The sequence below is a fragment of the Rhodococcus sp. OS5 genome, assembly GCF_056837585.1.
Window position 1 is genome coordinate 5,641,044 of the sequence record NZ_CM166368.1, and the last position, 20,147, is coordinate 5,661,190.

Here is a 20,147-nt window from a genome sequence, read left to right on the forward strand (position 1 = left end):
AAGAACAGATCGAGATACGCCTACGCATCGGATACATCGGTGTATCGTTTGGGGTCCCACCCTGACGGAGGCGCCGATGACGACTGGAACGGACAACTCGCCGGCCAAGCGTGTCACCAAACGCCGTGGTCAGACCCGGCAGCGCCTGCTCGACGCGGCTGCAGATGTCTTCTCCGAAGCCGGGTTCGGGCACGCCACGGTCGAGCAGATCTGCGAACGCGCCGGATACTCCCGAGGCGCGTTCTACTCCAACTTCGATTCACTCGACGAATTGTTCTTCGCGATGTGGGAGCAGCGATCCGCAGCAATGCTCGCCGATCTGCGGTTGGCGACGGAGTCGATCACCGCCGGTAACACCGTCGACATCCATGCCGCTGTCGCCCGGATCGTGGCGGTGGTTCCGGTCGACCCGCAGTGGTACCGGATCAACGCGGAATTCACAGCCCACGCGCTCCGCAACCCGGCACTTCGCAAAGCCCTTGCCGACCGTGAAGACGCGATCCTTCGCACCCTGTTGCCCATCGTGGAGTCCGCACTCAGCGACGTCGGGCGAACAATCGTCGGCGACCCGACGGCGTTGGGACGGGCATTGGTTGCAGTGCACGACGGCACCAGCGTGCAGTGCCTCGTCGATACCGACACCAACGCCGCCTTTGCACTGCGCCGCGATATCTTCACTCGAATTCTGCTGTCCTACAGCGAAATAATCCAGAACAACCAATCGGAAGAGGAGTTGTCGTGAGCGAACAAGCTGACGTCATCGTTGTCGGGGCAGGGCTGGCGGGACTGGTCGCCACCTACGAACTGACGCGCGCGGGCCGCAAAGTCCTTGTCGTGGAACAGGAGAACGCTGCCAACCTCGGCGCGCAGGCATTTTGGTCTCTCGGCGGACTCTTCCTCGTGAACAGCCCCGAACAACGCCGACTCGGCATCAAGGACTCCCTCGAGTTGGCGATGCAGGACTGGATGGGCACAGCGGGATTCGACCGTGAGCGCGAAGATCACTGGCCTCGCCAGTGGGCCAAGGCGTACGTCGAGTTCGCGGCCGGCGACAAGCGTCAGTACCTGCACGATCTGGGGCTTCGCCTGATGCCGAATGTCGGCTGGGCCGAACGTGGCCGCGGAATGGCTCTTGGACACGGCAATTCGGTACCGCGCTTCCACCTCACCTGGGGCACCGGACCTGGCGTCGTCGATGTCTTTCTGACCAAAGTGATCGCCGCTCAGAAGCGTGGACTGGTCACGTTCAAGCACCGCCACCAAGTCGATCAACTCGTCGTCACCGATGGTGCGGTCACTGGTGTACGCGGAACCGTCCTCGAACCTTCCAGTGATCTGCGCGGCGTGAAGAGCTCGCGCACCCCCATCGGCGAATTCGAGTTCGCCGCACAGGCCGTCGTGGTCACCTCCGGTGGAATCGGCGGCAACTACGAACTGGTGAAGAAGAACTGGCCCGAGCGACTCGGCAAGGCACCCAAGCACATGCTGACGGGAGTACCGGCGCACGTCGACGGGCGCATGCTCGAAATCACCGAATCCGCGGGCGGAAACATCGTCAACCGCGACCGCATGTGGCACTACACCGAAGGCATCCAGAACTGGAATCCCATCTGGCCCAACCACGGAATCCGAATCATCCCCGGACCGTCCTCGATGTGGTTCGACGCCACCGGCAAGCGTCTGCCGGTCCCCAACTTCCCCGGCTTCGACACGATGGGAACTTTCAAGTACATCCTCGACAGCGGCCACGAGTACACGTGGTTCATCCTCGACCAGAAGATCATCGAGAAGGAGTTCGCACTCTCGGGATCGGAACAGAACCCTGACTTCACCAACCGCGACTTCAAGCTCCTCCTCGAACGAATCAAGAAGGGCGCGCCGGGACCGGTCGAGGCGTTCAAGCAGAAGGGCGCGGACTTCGTGGTGCGCAACAACCTTCGCGATCTGGTCGACGGCATGAACGCCCTCACCGACGAACCGCTCCTCGACTACGAGGACATCGAACGCGAGATGATCGCCCGCGACCGCGAAGTCGACAACAAGTACAGCAAGGACTTCCAGGTCACCGCCATCCACGGTGCCCGTAATCTGTTGGCAGACAAGATCGTGCGCGTCGTTGCACCGCACAAGATCCTGGACCCCAAGAACGGCCCACTGATCGCGGTCCGGTTGCACCTACTCACACGCAAGACCCTCGGCGGCTTGGAAACCAACCTGGATTCGCAGGTCATCAAGGCCGACGGCAGTGTCTTCGACGGCCTGTACGCAGCCGGTGAAGTCGCGGGCTTCGGCGGCGGCGGCGTCCACGGTTACAGCGCACTCGAGGGGACCTTCCTCGGCGGCTGCATCTTCTCGGGCCGCGCAGCCGGACGAGCATTGGCGCGCGACCTGTAGCCCCGAAATCAGGCGAGCGAATGCGTGACCAGAATGTGGTGGGCACGCATTCGCCGCGCCTCGTGCACGGATTGATGGTGGTGATGGTGCGTCGGCCCGCGCGCGTGGCGGACCAGATCGTGAACAGTTCGGATGACGGTCGGCATTGCGACCCTCCCTCAGGAGATTGTGACTGCTGCTCTTGCCTGTGGAATCACTGTCTGGACACCGCCACTCGCGCCACCTCCTCCGGATCGATGAGGTGGGTATGGTCGTCGTCACCGACATCGATCTGCACGACGTCGATACGTGCGTTGAATGTGGTTGCGCCACTGTAATCAACACTGACAGGCATGCCGTAGTCATCCCCGATGTCGGTGGTCTCGTCCGCGGAGAAGACCATCGGTTGCGTCTGCTCGACGCGACCTGAGCCCACTTCGCGACCGTCGTGATAGATCGTGACCCCACCGCCTCTCGCGAGACCACCTCCGTCGTAGGTGAACTCAGCTCTGATCTGGTGTGACCCTGCCGGAATGTCAACGTCGGAACCGATGACGAACTCGGTCATGCCCAATAGGTTGTAGACGAATTTGGCGCGGCCTTCCCGCGTGTAAAGTGCCCAGCCACCAAATCTGCCTCCCTGCGCGATCATCACACCGTTGGCAGTAATGCCATCCGCGACGTCGACTGTTGCTGTGACACTGAACGATCGGTTCTTGATACTCAGCACGCTGTGCTCGCTCAGCCGTTTCATTCCGGGAAACAGAACCTGTCGGTTCCCGGACACCAACTGCGGACGCCCCGCGATGTGAGGGTTGAACCTCTCGAATCTTCGGTCGTCGATCGGAAGCACGTTGTACTTGACCGCTTCGATCAACCACAAGCGTTGCAGTGCAGCGAGTTTCTCCGGTATCTCAGCCGACAAGTCTTTGGACTGCGTCCAATCCTGAGACCCGTCGTAGAGCTCCCACACGTCGTCGTCGAGTGCGGGGAGTGCCTCCGCGAACAGCCACGGAGTGCTGTGCCTGGTGACCGCACTCCAACCCTTGTAATAGATTCCACGGTTGCCGGCCATCTCGAAGTACTGCAGATCGTGACGTTCGGCGACTTCGGCGTCGTCGAAGGTGTAGACCATGCTGGTCCCCTCGATGGGTGATTGCTGGACGCCGTTGACAAAGGTCGGTTCCGGTAGTTTCGCGACCTCGAGGATCGTCGGTGCAACGTCGATGACGTGGGTGAACTGCGACCGCGTCTCCCCCTTGGTCCGAATCCCTGCAGGCCAGTGCACGATCGTCCCGTTACGGGTGCCACCCCAGTGTGACGCAACCTGTTTCGTCCACTGATACGGCGTACACATTGCCCACGCCCACCCCACGGAATAGTGGTTGTATGCGTCCTTGGTACCGAATTTGTCTTTCACTTCCGCCATGAACTCGGGTGTTTCGATGGCGGCGAGTCCGTTGAAGTTGGCCATCTCGTTGAAAGCGCCGTTGATCGTCCCCTCTGCGGATGCTCCGTTGTCTCCGATGATGTAGTACACGAGAGTGTTGTCGAGAGCTCCGAGTTCTTCGATCGCATCGACAAGCCGGCCGACATGGAAATCGGTGTGTTCGAGAAATCCTGCATAGACTTCCATTTGGCGTTCGAGGACGGGCTTCATCTCCTCACTCATGTCCTCCCACGCCGGGATGACCTCGGGACGCGGGGTGAGGACCGCATCCGCGGGAACGACCCCCCGCTGCTTCTGCTGCTCGAGAATCGATTCGCGTTGAGCGTCCCAACCTCCTGCGAACCGGCCCTCGTACTTGTCGGCCCACTCCTTCGGAACATGGTGCGGTGCATGTGTGGCGCCGGGTGCAAAGTAGACGAAGAACGGCTTGTCCGGAGCCAATGACTTCTGCATCCGAACCCAGTCGATCGCGTGATCGGCAAGGTCCTCAGTGAGGTGGTAACCCTCCTCCGGTGTCTTGTCCGGCTCGACAGGCGCGACGCCCTCGTACAGCGCCGGGTAATACTGGTTGTTCTCCCCGCCGATGAATCCGTAGAAATGCTCGAATCCGCCTTCTCCCGTCGGCCACGACGTGAACGGTCCCACCGGGGATGTTTGCCACGGCGGAACCTCGTGACACTTGCCGAACTGCGCCGTCGAGTATCCGTTGAGTTTCAACGTCATCGGCAGTGCGGCTTTGGTATTCGGCCGCAGGCCGGAAAGACCAGGAGCCGAGGTAGCGGTTTCGGTGATCGATCCCATGCCGACCGAATGATGGTTGCGCCCGCTCAGAAGAGCGGCGCGGGTCGGAGCACACAGTGCCGTCGTGTGAAACCGCGTGTACGTGAGCCCATTACTTTGCAATCGCTCAGCAGTCGGTGTGTCCGCTGGTCCTCCGAAGGCACTGCTCGCGCCATATCCCACGTCGTCCAACAGGACCACCAGAACATTGGGTGCGCCGGCCGGCGGTAGTAGCGGAGTGATCGGCGGAAACTCGGTGTCCGGATCCTTCGCGTCGTACGTCACCAGACCAAGATGTTGTCGATCCGGAATCGGTAGTACGGCGCGGCTCTGGTCTGTCGGATCCGTCATGACGTCTCGCCTTCTGTCTCTCACATGGCTCTTTCAAGCGTTTCAGGATCACGACGACGTCGACATCATCCGTTTCGGGTGAAGGCGCACCATTGCCGCAGCGTGGAGGCTTGAAGTGTGGATCAGCCCGGACGTTTCGCTCCCACCCCGATCGGGCATGCCTTCCTCGTCCCCCGGCGCCGTGTACGTGCAGGCCTGACCCAGATCCTGTGCGTCGTCGTGGGACTGGCTGCCGGACTGGGGATGCCGTATGTCCGGAGCGGCCCGATGATTCCCGCCCGTCAGGTCAGCGAGATGCTCGTTGCCCTCGGACTGGGGTTACTGGGTGTAGTGGCAGTGATCTTCTCGCTGCTGTTCCTCGTCGTCCAGTGGGCCGCGACCACCTTCACTCCTCGCTTGTTGTTGTTCCGCGACGACCCCATCGTGTGGCGGACGTTTGCCTTCGCGATAGGCCAGTCGGTTTTCGACATCACGGCGGCGCTCGCCATCAGCAACGAAACGGACGTGTCGGTGATCGTGCCCAGCCTCGCAGTGCTGGCGCTCTTGGCGACGCTGACGCTGATCAGGCTGCTCCAGCTGCGCGCATTCTCGGCCATCCAGTTGGCTCCTGTACTGACCACGATCTCGAGTCGTGGCCGAGCAGTCTTCGCCGCCGTGTACCCCACCACTGATCTGGAGTTGCTTCCTCTACCAACACTTCCGGTGATCACGACAATCGAGTGGCATCGACCGCCGGTCCATGGTGGTCCTCCGAGTGTCGCCGGGTAGCACGCTGCGAGACGGATTGCCGCTCGCCGACGTCTACGGCGGACCCATGCCCGCCAACACGATCCTTGACGCCTTGGTCAGTGGGAGTGAGCGGACCTTCACCCAGGACCCCCTACTCGCGATTCGGTTGTTGGCTGACATCGCGCTCAGAGCGCTCTCACCCGCTATCAACGATCCTGCGACGGCCGTGCAGGCTCTGGACGAGATCGAGGACCTCCTCTCTCTGGTGGCCTCCGTACGCGCAGATTCGATCCGGGCCGTCGACGAGCGTGGTGATCTGCGTGTGGTGATTCCACTGCCCGACTTCACGAGCTTCGTCAGAACCGGACTGGACGACGTCATAGCCTCGGCATCGAACTCGCCGCTCGTTCTGGGCCGTCTTCGCGACCTACTTTCGCACGTCGCCGCCCAATCGGAGTCTCGGAACCGCGATATTCTCGCCAAGCGCGCTCGCTGGATTGATCAGCTGTCACAAGGCTTCCCGCGACTCGAACCCCCGTTGTGAACCCGTACAGATTTGCGGGCCATCGCGTCAATGCATCGTCAAGATCAGTCTCAGAGCTACGGGAAATGACGATACTGACTCGGTGAGACATGCAGTGATACTCGGACACCGTGGAGTCATATCGTCGACGACCCGCCCGGCCCGTGGGCCAGAGAATCAGAAGCTCTCCGTCGCAACCGGACTGGCAGGGCTTTCGCTCGACGCGATGGCCTCGGTGTCGTACGGGCCAGAAGCCATCGTGTTGGTGTTGGCCCTCGCCGGCGGCGCAGGGATCGGGTTCACCGTGCCGGTGACAATCGCCATCGCAGTGCTGCTTGTGGTCCTGGTGGCGTCGTACCGCCAAGTGATCGCCGCATTTCCCGAAGGCGGTGGCGCCTACGCCGTCGCAAAGAAGCATCTGAGCCCGCGGGCAAGTTTTACCGCCGCCGCGTCGTTGATCGTCGACTACACCCTCAACGTCGCGGTATCGATCGCAGCCGGTGTCGCGGCTCTGACCTCCGCCTTCCCCGCACTTCTCCCCCACACGGTCTGGATCGCACTGGCGATACTCGGCGGCATCACGGCACTGAATCTGCGGGGTATCGCAGATTCCGCGCGGGTATTCATGTTGCCCACCGTGATCTTTGTCGTCAGCATCTTCACGGTGATCGGTGCCGGACTGCTTCGGGAAAACCCTGCCGCCGCAACGGCTCCCTTTATCGTCGACAATGCACACACGATCGGCATTCTCCTTCTGCTCAAGGCATTTTCGAGTGGTTGCGCCGCATTGACCGGTGTCGAAGCCATCGCCAATGCCGTACCCAGTTTCAAGAAGCCTCGCGTGCGTAGCGCTCAGCGCGCCGAAGTAGCTCTGGGAATCCTTTTGGGCACCATGTTGATCGGCCTTGCCGTGTTGATCGAGAAGTTCTCACTGGCCCCAGTCCCTGGAACAACGGTCCTGTCGCAACTCACTTCCGCTGCCCTCGGAAATGGTGTGGGCTACTACGTCGTCCAATTCTCCACTGTGATTCTGTTGGCGTTGGCCGCGAATACCTCGTACGGCGGACTTCCGAACCTGATGCGAATCCTCGCCGACGACAACGTGCTCCCGCACCGCTTCAGCCGGAAGTCGACGCGCGACGTCTTCACGTACGGCGTCTTGTCGCTCGGAGGCGTCGGTGCACTCCTGCTCATCGGATCCGGCGGAAACATGAACACCTTGGTGCCGCTGTTCGCCATCGGTGTGTTCATCGGATTCACGCTCGCGCAGTTCGGCATGGTGCGCCACTGGCTCGCCGAACAGACGCCGGGCTGGAAGTGGCGCCTAGCGCTCAACGGTTTCGGGGCTGCGTTGACTTCGATCGCAGCAGTGGTGACGACCGCCATGAAGTTCACCGAGGGCGCCTGGCTGATCGCTCTCGCGCTCCCTGTGCTCGTCCTCGGCATGGAACGCATCCGCGGTGCGTACACACATATCGGTACGCGGTTAACCGTTCAGGGTGAGAACGATTCTCTGTCCATCGGATACAAACCAGCGGTCCTAGTACCCGTGTCCGAAATTACGTCGCTCTCCACCCGCGCGATGGCCGCGGCAACGGCGATGTCGTCACAGCCCATCGCAATTCGAGTCTGCCTGGCCCACGAATCGACGACGGACTTCACACGCCGATGGCAAGCCCGACATCCGAATTCGCGTTTGATCGTCATCGAGGACACCGAGAATTCCGTGGGGAACACCCTCGCCCGATACATCCGCACACACTTCCCCCACCGAGAGACCTTTGTTGTCGTCGCCACCATCGACCCGGCGACCAGATGGCACCGGTTCCTCCCGAGCCAACGGACCGATGAGATCGCTCATGCACTGCGCAAACACACCGAGGCCGTGGTGTGCCAGATTCCGGTTCGGATCGATCCGGCTCACCGCGATCCCGCCCTACGCGCGTAAGCCGACGCTCAGAGCGAAGTCCCGAACAACATGCCGAGCAGATACGTCGCGCCGGCAGCGCCGTAGCCGATCGCAAGTTGGCGTAGCGCCCGCTTGAATGGCGGCCCGCCCGAGAGCAACCCGACCACAACGCCCGTCGTCAGCAACGCGATCCCCACGAGAACAGATGCGACGATCAGAGCCGTCATGCCTTCCAGGCCAAACAGATACGGCAGCACCGGAATGATTGCGCCCGAGGCGAAGAAGCAGAAACTTGCCGCCGCTGCGCCCAACCCGGTTCCGACGGCTTCATGGTCGTCGACAACGTCAGCGGCGCCGAAGGTGCTGTTCGCGAGGACCTCGGCGGCGCGCTGGTCCGCATCCTCGGCGGACATACCGCGGGCCCGGTAGACCAGGGCCAATTCGTTCGCGTCGACGTCGAGCAGTCCGACAGCTTCGCTGGCAGCCGGACCAGGATTGGACGCTTCCAACAACTCTCGCTGCGAGCGGACGGAAACGTACTCGCCGGCTCCCATCGACAGGGCGCCGGCCAGAAGCCCGGCCATGCCGGTGATCAGAACGATCTGATTGGAGACGCCGCTACCGCTGATGCCGAGCACGAGAGCGAGATTGCTGACGAGGCCGTCGTTGGCTCCGAAGACGGCGGCACGAAACGTCCCCGAAAGTCTGTTCCGACCCCGAGTGGCCAAGGCCCGCACCACTTCTTCGTGGATCTTCTCGTCCGCGCCCATCGATGCAGTCGCGTCGGCGTCGTTGGGATACGGGGATCGCGTCTCCGCGCGCTGCGCAAGAGCGAGCACGAAGACGGAACCGAAGCGCCTGGCCAGAAAGCCCAGTATCCGAGTGCGGATATCGCCGCGAAGTGGTTTGCCGACGTGATCGCCGAGTAGCGCTCGCCAGTGCGCCTCGTGTCGACCCTCCGCGTCGGCCAGTGCGAGAAGGATTTCGCGCTCCTCGCCGCTGCGCCTACTCGCGAGGTCTCGGTAGACGGCGGCCTCGGCTTGTTCGTCGGCGAGGTATCGTCTCCAGCGCTTGACATCTCGCGGGTCTGGATCGGGTCGTGCGGCCGGAACTGTGGACATCGTGTTCCCCTTTCCGGTGAGGCGGTCACGCTTCGAGTACGCGGTCCATCCACGTCGTCAGATCGTTGATGACGTCGTCGCGGTTGGTCTCGTTGAAGATCTCGTGTCTGGCGCCCGGATAGGTGTAGTAGGTGACGTCTTCGATCCCCGCCGAGTTGTACCGTTCGACTGCGACGTCGGTACGGCTCAGTGCGGCGTTGAGAGGATCCGAGGTGCCGACGAAGACCAGGATCGGAAGGTCTTGTCGCACGCCCTCGACGTCGACGAACCTCGGTCCCGCTGCGATAAGTCCGCCCATGCCGGCGTCGTCCAGGCTGAAACCGCACAGCGGATCGTTGATGTACAAATCCACCTGCGCTTCGTCACGGCTGAGCCAGTCGTGCGGAGTACGGGCCGGTTCGAATTCCGCGTTGAACTGGGCGAGGACGTCCGGGCCGTCGTTGACGAGGCTCTCGATCAGTTGATCGACCGCGGTGGTCCCCGACAGTGCGACGGCGTCGATCAGGTGCGAATGATCGAGGATGTACTGCTGCGAAGCGAACGAACCGAGGCTGTGGCTGAGCAGTACGACGGGCAGGCCGGGGTGTTTGTCGCGGATGATGCCCGTGAGGGTCACCATGTCTGCCACCAAGCGGTTCCAGCCGTCGTCGCCGATGTTGCCTGGGCCGGCGTGCATGCTCTCACCGTGGCCGCGGTGGTCCGCCGCGTAGACGTGGAAACCGCGAGCATTCAGGGCTTCGGCAACGTGTGCGTAGCGTTTTGCGTGCTCACCCATACCGTGCGCGAGTTGAACAACCCCTCGAGGTTCCTGCTCGGTGGGCCATTCGTGGACATGAATGACCACTCCGTCGTCGCTGGTGAAGGTGAACATGCGCTACTCCCGGTGGTCGCGATCCGGACAGGTCATTTCTCATGCTAGATCCGCAGCGGCAATCCATCCGGGAAGTAGGTCCTGATCACCGGCGAGCCTGATTCGTTTCTGCACATCCGGCCTCGGATTCGGATATACCGGACACGGATGTTCGGAAACAGTTGTCGACCAGCCTGAGGAGTACAGAGCGATGAATTCGAACCGCATGCGCAACGTCGGCTTGTTGGCGGCTCCACTTGCTGCTCTCGCCCTTCTCAGCGGTTGCGGTTCGGATGAAACGGGAACGGCCGAGAGTTCACCGGCACCCGCCTCAACGACGACCGCCTCTGCGCCGACGACCCAGACCGGCACCGCTTCACCTTCGACGACCCATACCGACCACACCCAAACCACAACCTCGACGGCACCCAATCCCGAAGGCTGCGCGATCGGGGAACTGAACGTCACCCTCGGCGAGTCGAGTGGCGCCGCCGGTTCTGTGGAGCTTCCGGTGGTCTTCACCAACACGGGCGGCCGCACGTGCACGCTCGACGGTTTCCCCGGCGTCTCGTATGTCACGGGAGCGTCCGGAAGCGAAGTGGGTGCTGCAGCCGGCCGCTCCGGATCCGGTTCACTCGTCTCCCTTGCCCCTGGCTCTGCCGCAACGTCTTTGGTGCGAGCTACGAACGTCGAGAACTACCCGGCAGATCAGTGCGGCCTGACCGACGTTGCGGGACTGAGGGTTTACCCACCCAACAGCTACGACTCGGTCTTCCTCGCCTACCCCACCAAGGGTTGCTCGATGACCGGCGCGAACATCAACCAGCTGACGGTCGCGCCGGTCGCCCGCTGAGTCACGGCTTGAGGCGTCGTAGACCCCAGAGCGCCGGCAGGAGGAACAATCCCGAAAGGAACAGGACGAGTGCAGCTTCCGTGAATTGGAAACGCCAGAACCGATCATCCGAGTGGTAGCGAACTTCGTAGTGGTCGACCCCGTGCTGCCGCAAACAAATCTCCATCTCTCTGTTCTGCTGCGCTGAGAGCACATCCATGCGGAGGCTGTACTCGGCGCCGGTCTCCTCCGGGCGCTGGTCGTACGGGTCCTCATCGCCTGATCCACCCCACGTGCACTCGTCGTATTTGACGTCGACCCAGTTACCTCGGAGGTCGACATATCCCTGCGCGAGTTCCCAATTGACCGCGGGGATACTGGTATCGCTCGAATAGTAGGAACTGAATCCGGCGACGGGTGACGTTCGGACACTCGGCTCGGCGTAATCGGGTCGTGCAACCAACTGAAATGCTGCCAGGATCGCAACAACACCGACCATCGTGATCGCCATTGCGCCGATCGAACTACGCACCAGCAAAGCCAGTGCTGCTCCGAGCATGAGTGCCATGAATGTGTATGCACCCAAGACCAGTCCGCTGGATTGAAAGAGCGGATACGACAGGTTCGATATCTCGACGAAAGTCGAACGCCCGGCAACAAATGCATACCGGGAGTTGTCCGGGAGAGATCGAGCCCATTGCAGTGCAAATCCGAGCAATGACGAAGCCACAGAAATCGGCAGGAAGACGATTAACACCCGGGTCCAGAACCAACGAGTCCGACTGACCGATTGAGTAAGCCCCAGTACGTGTGTTCCTTGTTCGACATCCCGCGAAAACACGGTGACACCGATCAACACGCCGAGGAACACCGGCAGAGCAGTAGCAACCACTGTCGTCAGTGTGAGAGCAGTCTCTGCCGTGCAGATAGCGGTGATGTCATCGAAGCAACTGAGAGGCGATCCGAAGAGTTGGGCTTGTCCGCCGCTCTTGATGATCGCACCACTCGACAAGACAATGACTGCTAATGCCGCGAGGAATCCCAACGACACAACGAGCGATGTCCGGTGATGCCGCCACGTAACCCAGATCATGCCGCCACCATCGTTTCTGCGCTCAGGTGCCCGAGCACCACGTCGTCGAGAGTTGCGTCGTCGATCACCCAGCCGTCCCGAGGGCTCGGACGCATTCCCTCCACCACGTGAGAATTCGACCGCATCCCCTTCTCGGTATGAATGACCGCACCGGCGCCGACCACGTCCGAGGGATCGCCGTCCCCGATCAATACGTAATGGGCAGCGATCAATTCATCCAACGGACCGGACAATCTCGCGTTTCCGCCGCCCAGCAGAAGAAGTCGATCCGAGACGTCTGCCAATTCGGAGACGATGTGTGAAGACAACAGAACCGTGGTGCCGTACTCGGCAACGTCTTCGAGCAGAGTGGTCGCCACAGACCGCCGCGCCACGGGATCGAGATCTGCCAGAGGCTCGTCGAGTAGAAGCAACTGCGGCCTGCGTCCGAGCGCCAAAGCCAGTGCAACCCTGGTTCGTTGACCTGGTGACAGAGTCTTCGCCTTCGCATCGAGAGAAATTCCAGCGCGCTCCACCAGATCCAGAGCGTACTTCGCATCCCACTCGTCGTTGGTGTATGCGCCGAATCGAAGAAGTTCTGCCACAGTGAATTTGGGGTACAGGGGCTTGTGCTGAGCGAGGTACGACAGGCCTGGGCAGATGCCGTCCTGATCCGGCGTGCTGCCCAGGACGGTGATCGAACCGTGGTCAGGCATCGTCAACCCGACCGCCAAGGACATCAGTGTGGACTTGCCCGCTCCGTTCACCCCGACCAGGGCAGTGATGCTTCCTGTCGCGACCTCGAATGTGCAGGCGTCGAGCACCTTCTTCTTGCCGAAGCGCTTGTCCACGTCCTGCATTGTCAGTGCCGATTCTTGCGCAGTCATGATGTCTCCCCCTGCTTTCCGGACGGATCCGTTTCGATGAACGTCTTCTCGAGCTCCAAACTCACCAATGCTTCGATGTCCGTGCGCTCGAGTCCGGCGGCCACGGCATCTGCCACCCAACGCGCCAACTCACGACGTAGCGCAGAGCTTTCCGCCATACCGGGCTTGGCCAGGGACTTCACGACGAACGTGCCCAATCCGGGCCTCGGGGCGACAAGTCCGTCGCGCTCGAGTTCCTTGTAGGCCTTCAGGACTGTGTTCGGGTTGATCGCGAGCGCTCCCACGACGTCCTTGGCTGTGGGCAGCCGATCCCCGACTTGGAGATCACCGAGCCTGAGCGCCTGCTTCACCTGAAGGACCAATTGCACGTAAGTGGGAATGCCGGATCGGCGGTCGATACGGAAGTCGATCATCCGAACCCTTTCACTAGTTCATTAGTGGAATAGATATTTACCCTGCCTTGACCTCCCGGGTCAAGCCAGACGACCCCTGTAAAGTGCAGATGCCCCGGTTCACCGGGGTGCCACGCTGCTCGTGTGAAGTTCGGTGAAACCCCGGCACTGTCGACGCAACTGTGAATTCGCCCGTCACTACTCGAGGCGAACGAGTCAGGTCACCGGCCTCGTGGCGACACGATGGTTCTCGGACGAAGGACCGCTCGTGGCGCTTCGCCTCGCGGCCGCGCTGCTCGCGACCCTTCGCCACTAGCGGAGGGGTGGCTGTGAGTACTCGGCCGACACGTAAATTCAGATCTGTACTTGCAGCACTGACGGTGAGCACCGCACTGCTTGCCGGTGCGTGCAGTAGCTCGACGTCCGATGCACCCGCAACCACAGCGGCCTCGGACGGCTCGTTCCCGGTGACTGTTGTTTCCGGTCCCACGGATTCCGGCACGGACATCACCATCGAGTCACGTCCGCAGTCGATCGTGTCACTCAGTCCCAGCGCCACCGAGACCCTGTGGGCCGTCGGCGCGGGCGATCAGGTGAAGGCCGTCGACAATCAGTCCGACTACCCGGCCGGTATCCCGGTCACCGATCTCTCGGGCTTTCAACCGAACGTCGAAGCCATCCTCGGCTACGCACCGGATCTGGTGATCGCATCGGATGACATGAACGATCTTGTCTCCGGACTGCAAAAGGCGAAGGTGCCGACACTCCTACTACCGGCAGCGACGAGCATCGACGACGTCTACGCCCAGATCGAGCGCGTCGCGAAGGCCACCGGCCACGAGGACAAGGGCACCGAAGTTGTCGACACCATGCGCTCGGACATCGACGCCGCTGTCGCCAGTGTTCCTGCGCGCCAACAGCCGCTGACGTACTTCCACGAACTCGACTCCTCGCTCTACACCGTCACGAGTTCGAGTTTTGTCGGGCAGATCTACTCGCTGTTCGGAATGAAGAGCATCGCCGACGCCGCGGGGCAGGGTGACTATCCGCAGTTGTCCGCCGAATTCGTGGTACAGGCCAATCCCGATCTCATCTTTCTCGCAGACTCCCAATGCTGCGGAGTGACAGCAGAATCCGTCGCCGCTCGACCCGGGTGGAGCGGCATGAAAGCGGTTACCGGCAACCAGATCCATGTGCTCGACGAAGACCTCTCCAGCCGCTGGGGACCTCGTGTCGCCGACCAGGTGAAGGCCGTCGCTGCCATCGTTGCCCAAGTTCCCACGGCCTGAGCACTCGATGATCAAAGCCGGTATCTCCCAACATCGGACCGCCGTTCTGCTCGGCGCCGCGCTAATTCTGTGCGCCGCCTTGCTGATCGGTGTTCTGGTGGGGCCGGCCGGTTTGACGCCTGATCGGACCATTCTCGAACTTCTGGACGGAATACCCGGCATCCATATAGATTCCGGCCTCACCGCAACACAGCAGGCCATTCTCTGGCAGATCCGGCTTCCGCGAGTAGTCCTGGGCGCGTTGGTCGGAGCAATGTTGGCGGTAGCCGGCGCCGCCTACCAGGGCGTGTTCCGCAATCCCTTGGCGGATCCGTATCTCCTCGGAGTTTCCAGCGGAGCCGGACTGGGCGCAACCCTCGCCATCGTTTCGGGTGGAGCGCTGGGCATGTTCGGAATTCCCATGGCCGCCTTCGTCGGTGGTGTGCTGGCAGTGTTCGCAACTTATTCGCTCGGTCGAAGCATTGGCGGGCCGCAGAACGCGGTAGTCATCATCCTCGCCGGTGTCGCAGTCGCAGCGTTCACGAATGCAGCGCAGACTTTTGTTCAGCAGCGGTTCGACGATTCACTGCGCGAGGTCTATTCCTGGCTACTCGGCGGACTGTCCACCGACGGTTGGTCGGAAGTTCTGGTTGTCTTGCCGTACGTCGCGCTGGCATCTGCCGTCATCCTGGTACACCGACGCGTACTCGACGTGATGGCCGTAGGTGACGTCGAAGCCGCCAGCCTCGGCGTCGACCCGGCCAGATCACGCCTGGTGCTGGTGCTCGCCGCAACTCTGGGAACGGCCGCGGTCGTGAGTGCAAGTGGACTCATCGGCTTTGTCGGAATCGTTGTTCCCCATGCGGTTCGACTGGTCGTCGGCCCGTCTCATCGGCTGCTTCTCCCCCTGTCACTCATGCTCGGAGCGGCGTTTCTTGTCCTCACCGACGTTGCCGCCCGCACGGTCATGGCACCGGCCGAACTCCCCATCGGAGTTGTGACCGCGATGATCGGCGCTCCGTTCTTCCTTCTGGTTCTGCGCCGCAGCCGGGTCTCGGCATGACCGACAGCGCAGTGCGGTGCCGCGACCTCCGAGTCAATCTCGGCGGCAAGGACGTCGTCGACGGCATCGATCTCGATGTGACACCAGGCGATTGGGTTGCCGTGGTCGGGCCGAACGGCGCCGGCAAGACAACCTTGATGCATGCCCTCGCTGGATTGATTCCGTCTACCGGTGAGCTCTCGGTCGGGGGACTGAGTCCTCGCAATTCCAGCCGCAAGGCGATGTCCGCCGTCGTCGCGTTGATGCCTCAGCGTCCGGTAGTACCCGAGGGCTCAACGGTCAAGGAACTGGTTGCGCTCGGCCGCACTCCGTATCTACGACGATTCGGAACCGAAACCGCCACAGATCGTTCGGTGATCACTTCGGTGATCGAAAGGCTCGACCTCACCGAGTTCGCAGATCGACGAGCCACCGAACTTTCCGGCGGCGAATTGCAACGCGTGGTCCTGGCTCGGGCACTGGCTCAAGAGCCGCAGGTATTGCTCCTGGACGAACCCACCAGCGCCCTCGACATCGGTCACCAGCAGCAGGTTCTCGACTTGGTGGAGGAACTGCGAGAAGACGACAACATCACGGTCATCGCCGCGATGCACGATCTCACTCTCGCGGGTCAATACGGTCGACGAATTGTGCTGCTGGACAAGGGCAGCGTGGTTGCCGACGGTACACCCTCAGCGGTGCTGGAGGCAGATCTCCTCGGCCGCGTGTACGGCGCTCGCGTCGAAATCCTGGAACGGCCCAGCGGTCCCATCGTTGTTCCGATTCGGCAGGAAGGCACCCGCTGATGGAACTGGTGATGCTCGGCACCGGCGCTGCCGACGGTTGGCCGAACCCGTTCTGCACTTGCCCTTCCTGCCTGGCGGCATTGTCGAATGAAACCATTCGCGGACACACCGCTGCCTTGCTGGACAACCGCATCCTGTTGGACTGTGGACCCGAAGTACCGCGCGCCGCGTCGCGATTCGGTCGCACGCTGGCACACGTCGAACACATCCTGCTGACGCATTCTCATCCTGATCACCTCGGCCCGATGGCATTGCTGTTCCGGTCCTGGGCGTCTCGCACCGAACCGCTCCAGGTTCTCGGACCACCCGACGCGCTCGCTCCCTGCCGAGACTGGGTGGGCCCGGATGACCCGGTGACCTTCACACCGCTCGAGACCGGCCAGTCGATCATGTTGGGCACCTATCGTGTTCGCGCACTCGAAGCCGCGCACGAAGTAACCACCCTTCTCTACGACATCACCGACGCATCCGGAACCCGAATCTTCTGGGCCACCGACACCGGGCCTCTGCCCGAAGTCACTGTCGACGCCCTTGCCGACGCCCGTTTCGACGCCGTCTTTCTCGAAGAGACCTTCGGCCACAAGACTGACCACGGCACCGGGCACCATGATCTGCCGAGTTTCGCGGAGACGGTGAGCCGACTACGCAATTGCACCGCGATCACCGATCGAACCGATGTGGTCGCCGTACACCTCGGGCACCACAACCCGGTCGAAAACGAACTCTCGGAAGCACTTCGAACGTCCGGGGCGCGAGCGGTTCCGGATGGAGCTGTGCTCGAGATCGGGGTAGGACAGAGCCATCGAACCCTGGTCACCGGTGGCGCCCGCTCGGGCAAGTCCACTTACGCGGAGGGCCTGCTTGCCGGCTACCGGCACGTCACGTACATCGCCACCGGGGATCCGCAGGACGACGATCCCGACTGGATCGAACGAATTGCGTCGCATCGCGCGCGGAGGCCGTCGACGTGGACGACGGTAGAGACCTCCGAAGTGACCGAGATTCTCGCAACCGCAACAACACCGATCCTGCTCGATTGCCTAGGCACGTGGTTGACCGCATGTCTGGATCGACATCAGGCGTGGGCGACAGAAGATCTCAGCGCCGTCCACGCAGATATCGACCGGTTGGCCGACGCCTGGACCGCCTGTCCGGTACCGATTGTCGCCGTCACCAACGAAGTCGGAAGCGGCGTCGTCCCGGACACGAAGTCCGGGAGACTGTTCCGCGATCTACTCGGTCTGGTGAACAGCCGCATCGCCAGTGAATCGGAGTCCGTGGTCCTGATGACCGCCGGGCTCCCCCTGAGCCTGCGCGTGTGACGTCAGAGCAATCCGGTGAGCTGACGCGCGCAATCGAGTAGGAAACCGACCAACTCTCGATCCTCGTCCGTCACTCGCCCGCTCGCTCCCTGAACACACAACCCGCCGGCCACCTGGTCTGCGTGATCTCGAACCGGTACTGCGACCGCGGATCGACCCAGGCGGCATTCCTGGTTCTCGAATGCAAAACCCTGCAGGCGAACAGACCTCAACTGCTCATACAACGCATCGAAATCACCGAGGGTGAACTCCGTGACCCGGCGAAGTTCCAAACCCGAAAGCAACCGCTCGTCGTGCGCCAACAGAACCTTCCCCAGCGCATTCGCGTGAAGGTTCTTGGCCAGTGCCGCTATTCCGATGATCTCGTGATCCGGATCCTTGTCGACGAACCTCAAGCGCCCACCGGCGAATGACGCGACGTGCAATCCGAACCTCGTGTGTGTCCGCATGTCCTCGACGCGCTCGTGCAGCGTCGGCGCCGGACCACTCGACGACGCCGCATGCGAGAGCTCGGCAGTCCGACGTCCCAACGCGAACCCTGACAGGTCCGGCACCCGCACGAGAAAGCCCTCCGCCACCAGCAGATTCAGCATCCGGTACGCCGTGGCCGATGGAACGCCTGCAAAAGTGGCGATCTCCTTCGCGGTTGTTCCCGGTCCCAGATGAGCCACCGCCTCGAGCATCCCCAGCGCCTTCTGAACCGCACGCGGTTGTTGTCCACTGAAGTGGGTCTCTTCGCCGATCTGTTTGCCTGATCGTGGACCAGCGGTTGCACGGTCCGCGGTCACCGCCCATGCTCCGGCGAGTCACCCTCGGCGGTCCCACGATCCGGAACGAGTCGCCTTCGCCCGTCACCGTCGATCAGCAGAGTGCCCGCACCGGGCAACAGGTCCGCCGTCTCGACGCTGTCGAAAGCGCCGACCATCAGAAGGCTTTCCGGTCTGGCTCTACGGAGCAATGAACTCCACACTGTCCCCGACACAGCAACAGCAAGAGCAGCGATCGGCAGTGCCCACATCCCGTGAACCGCACCGTCGAGAACGATGTAGACCAATAGACCAGCACCGGCGACGCTCACGGACACAGTGCATATCCGGGTCAGCGAAGTATGTTCCCCGATTCGGCGCAAGAACTTCCACGAAGCAAAGGCCACCAGCGTGTAAGCGCAGACCAACGCGGTCTCCACCACCCCGTCGAAGGATCCCGAATCGTCGCGAACCGTATCCGAATAGATGAATACGCCCGCCGCACTTACCGCGACGAACGCAAGTACCGCAACGTACGGGGTACGAAATCGTCTGTGCACGCGAGCGAGCGGCGCAGGCAGTACCCGTTCGATCCCCATCGAGTACAACAACCGCGAACCCGCCTGCGCACAACCGAGAGTGGATGCGAACCAGGAACACGTCATTCCGATCTTGACTGCCAGAACCACTTCCGCGCTGGCTCCGGATGCCGTTCCTTCGAAGTACGCTCCGACGATCGTTGCGCCGTGACCGGTCATCGCCGCCCAGGCCGCAAAAACGAAGAGGACCCCGCAGATGATCGGCGAAATGAGAACCGTGCGTGTGACGCTGATGAGTGGTCGTTTCGCTTCCGGGCCGAAGAAGGCCGAGCTTTCGAAGCCCGCCATGCTGAGCACCGTCAGCATCGCGAGAAACGGAACTGCACTCAGCGACGGATTCGGCAGGGCAACAGCAGTTGTCGTGTCACTGTGCGTCGCCAGCATGACCACGACGATGAGAATCAACGAGCACGCTTCGACGACCAGGATCGCTCGGGTGGCGAACCGGACGCCTCGCACTGCAATCCACGCGACGGCCACGGCAATCGCCACCGTCGTGATCACCGTCGCGGCAGTTCCTCGCACGTCGGGGCCGACAATGGCGATGGTATCGAGCAGACTCGGAACTGCCTGCGAGAAAACCGAAACCGAGATTCCGAGATACCCGAGTACCAGTGCGGCGCCCGCCGTCAGTGTCGCCCGGATACCGGAGCCTTGGAAGACGAAGCTGTACAACGATCCTGCCGCGGCCAGCCTCCGCGTGAACTGAGTGATGCAGAACGCAACGAGAAACACCGCCGAAGTTGTCGCAGCAATCGCAGCCAACCCGACGTAGCCGGGACTGTAGGTGATCATCCACAGGGCGATGAACACCATTCCCGTTGCCGGAGCGATCGTGGAGAGTGATTGCCCCAACAGGTCGATCGGGGTCAAACGTCCTCGTCCGAGACCACGGAGCGGGGAGAACACGGGCTCACTGTGTTGATCCGCATTCTGCGCTCGCGTGATCGCCGCACGCAGTGCCGCACTCACGGCCATGTGTCACCGTCCGTCGCGTCCAGGCCCGAACCTACGAGCGAATTGTCAGAATTCGGTCAAGTTAGTCCGCTTATGTTTCCGCGCAGTTTCCACGATGGCGCGCACAGAACTTTCAAG

Annotated in this window: 19 protein-coding genes; 10 read left to right on the forward strand and 9 right to left on the reverse strand. The window is 62.0% G+C overall.

What is annotated here, in order from left to right:
- Window positions 1–76 precede the first annotated feature (76 nt).
- A complete protein-coding gene (locus ACVZUB_RS26375; protein WP_003939987.1) occupies window positions 77–742 on the forward strand; it encodes a TetR/AcrR family transcriptional regulator in 666 nt (221 codons plus the stop codon).
- The gene (locus tag ACVZUB_RS26380; RefSeq protein ID WP_019745556.1) at window positions 739–2,394 is read left to right on the forward strand and encodes an FAD-binding dehydrogenase; all 1,656 of its coding nucleotides are present in this window, start codon (window positions 739–741) and stop codon (window positions 2,392–2,394) included. Before ACVZUB_RS26375 ends, ACVZUB_RS26380 begins: the two co-directional genes overlap by 4 nt.
- Window positions 2,395–2,402: 8 nt before the next feature.
- On the opposite strand, the gene ACVZUB_RS26385 is transcribed toward ACVZUB_RS26380, so the two are convergent.
- Together ACVZUB_RS26385 and ACVZUB_RS26390 are read right to left on the reverse strand one after the other, a co-directional pair.
- Entirely contained in the window at window positions 2,403–2,540 is a 138-nt protein-coding gene (locus ACVZUB_RS26385) for a hypothetical protein (RefSeq protein ID WP_153211511.1), read from the reverse strand.
- 47 nt (window positions 2,541–2,587) lie between these two features.
- Window positions 2,588–4,954 (reverse strand): arylsulfatase, encoded by a 2,367-nt coding sequence (locus ACVZUB_RS26390; protein WP_482627896.1) that lies wholly within the window; start codon window positions 4,952–4,954, stop codon window positions 2,588–2,590.
- A 117-nt stretch (window positions 4,955–5,071) separates the two neighbouring features.
- Between ACVZUB_RS26390 and ACVZUB_RS26395 the strand changes: the two genes are divergently transcribed.
- The 3 genes from ACVZUB_RS26395 (at window position 5,072) to ACVZUB_RS26405 (ending at window position 8,154) form a co-directional block, all read left to right on the forward strand.
- Window positions 5,072–5,722 (forward strand): DUF2254 family protein, encoded by a 651-nt coding sequence (locus ACVZUB_RS26395; RefSeq protein ID WP_482627897.1) that lies wholly within the window; start codon window positions 5,072–5,074, stop codon window positions 5,720–5,722.
- Window positions 5,709–6,227 (forward strand): DUF2254 family protein, encoded by a 519-nt coding sequence (locus ACVZUB_RS26400; RefSeq protein ID WP_482627898.1) that lies wholly within the window; start codon window positions 5,709–5,711, stop codon window positions 6,225–6,227. The genes ACVZUB_RS26395 and ACVZUB_RS26400 overlap by 14 nt, the downstream gene beginning before the upstream one ends.
- A gap of 94 nt (window positions 6,228–6,321) precedes the next feature.
- On the forward strand, window positions 6,322–8,154 hold the full coding sequence (locus tag ACVZUB_RS26405) for an APC family permease (protein WP_482628553.1): 1,833 nt from the start codon (window positions 6,322–6,324) through the stop codon (window positions 8,152–8,154).
- A gap of 8 nt (window positions 8,155–8,162) precedes the next feature.
- Here the strand turns inward: ACVZUB_RS26405 and ACVZUB_RS26410 are convergent, their stop codons facing one another.
- Together ACVZUB_RS26410 and ACVZUB_RS26415 are read right to left on the reverse strand one after the other, a co-directional pair.
- A complete protein-coding gene (locus tag ACVZUB_RS26410) occupies window positions 8,163–9,236 on the reverse strand; it encodes a VIT1/CCC1 transporter family protein (RefSeq protein WP_047271961.1) in 1,074 nt (357 codons plus the stop codon).
- A 25-nt stretch (window positions 9,237–9,261) separates the two neighbouring features.
- The gene (locus ACVZUB_RS26415; RefSeq protein WP_003939910.1) at window positions 9,262–10,107 is read right to left on the reverse strand and encodes an alpha/beta hydrolase; all 846 of its coding nucleotides are present in this window, start codon (window positions 10,105–10,107) and stop codon (window positions 9,262–9,264) included.
- 190 nt (window positions 10,108–10,297) lie between these two features.
- Between ACVZUB_RS26415 and ACVZUB_RS26420 the strand changes: the two genes are divergently transcribed.
- Window positions 10,298–10,939 (forward strand): DUF4232 domain-containing protein, encoded by a 642-nt coding sequence (locus tag ACVZUB_RS26420; protein ID WP_063315626.1) that lies wholly within the window; start codon window positions 10,298–10,300, stop codon window positions 10,937–10,939.
- A gap of 1 nt (window position 10,940) precedes the next feature.
- Here the strand turns inward: ACVZUB_RS26420 and ACVZUB_RS26425 are convergent, their stop codons facing one another.
- From ACVZUB_RS26425 to ACVZUB_RS26435, 3 genes are read right to left on the reverse strand one after another with little or no spacing between them, the layout of a single operon-like run.
- Window positions 10,941–12,011, reverse strand: coding sequence for a hypothetical protein (locus tag ACVZUB_RS26425; protein WP_064687790.1), 1,071 nt, complete (start codon window positions 12,009–12,011; stop codon window positions 10,941–10,943).
- Entirely contained in the window at window positions 12,008–12,877 is an 870-nt protein-coding gene (locus ACVZUB_RS26430; RefSeq protein ID WP_063315624.1) for an ABC transporter ATP-binding protein, read from the reverse strand. The genes ACVZUB_RS26425 and ACVZUB_RS26430 overlap by 4 nt, the downstream gene beginning before the upstream one ends.
- The gene (locus ACVZUB_RS26435; protein WP_003939899.1) at window positions 12,874–13,290 is read right to left on the reverse strand and encodes a GntR family transcriptional regulator; all 417 of its coding nucleotides are present in this window, start codon (window positions 13,288–13,290) and stop codon (window positions 12,874–12,876) included. The genes ACVZUB_RS26430 and ACVZUB_RS26435 overlap by 4 nt, the downstream gene beginning before the upstream one ends.
- 308 nt (window positions 13,291–13,598) lie before the next feature.
- On the opposite strand from ACVZUB_RS26435, the gene ACVZUB_RS26440 reads away from it, so the two are divergent.
- Genes ACVZUB_RS26440 through cobU form a run of 4 tightly spaced genes read left to right on the forward strand, consistent with a single transcriptional unit; the run spans window position 13,599 to window position 17,707 of the window.
- A complete protein-coding gene (locus ACVZUB_RS26440) occupies window positions 13,599–14,558 on the forward strand; it encodes an ABC transporter substrate-binding protein (RefSeq protein WP_063316028.1) in 960 nt (319 codons plus the stop codon).
- Between the two features lie 7 nt (window positions 14,559–14,565).
- Window positions 14,566–15,600: a FecCD family ABC transporter permease gene (locus ACVZUB_RS26445; RefSeq protein WP_042447095.1), complete on the forward strand. Its 1,035-nt coding sequence runs from the start codon at window positions 14,566–14,568 to the stop codon at window positions 15,598–15,600.
- Entirely contained in the window at window positions 15,597–16,385 is a 789-nt protein-coding gene (locus ACVZUB_RS26450) for an ABC transporter ATP-binding protein (protein WP_058226645.1), read from the forward strand. The genes ACVZUB_RS26445 and ACVZUB_RS26450 overlap by 4 nt, the downstream gene beginning before the upstream one ends.
- A complete protein-coding gene (gene cobU / locus ACVZUB_RS26455; protein WP_064687792.1) occupies window positions 16,385–17,707 on the forward strand; it encodes a bifunctional adenosylcobinamide kinase/adenosylcobinamide-phosphate guanylyltransferase in 1,323 nt (440 codons plus the stop codon). Before ACVZUB_RS26450 ends, cobU begins: the two co-directional genes overlap by 1 nt.
- 2 nt (window positions 17,708–17,709) lie before the next feature.
- Here the strand turns inward: cobU and ACVZUB_RS26460 are convergent, their stop codons facing one another.
- Together ACVZUB_RS26460 and ACVZUB_RS26465 are read right to left on the reverse strand one after the other, a co-directional pair.
- On the reverse strand, window positions 17,710–18,495 hold the full coding sequence (locus ACVZUB_RS26460) for an IclR family transcriptional regulator (RefSeq protein WP_019745572.1): 786 nt from the start codon (window positions 18,493–18,495) through the stop codon (window positions 17,710–17,712).
- Window positions 18,492–20,030 (reverse strand): APC family permease, encoded by a 1,539-nt coding sequence (locus ACVZUB_RS26465; RefSeq protein ID WP_064687793.1) that lies wholly within the window; start codon window positions 20,028–20,030, stop codon window positions 18,492–18,494. Before ACVZUB_RS26465 ends, ACVZUB_RS26460 begins: the two co-directional genes overlap by 4 nt.
- Window positions 20,031–20,147: the final 117 nt, after the last annotated feature.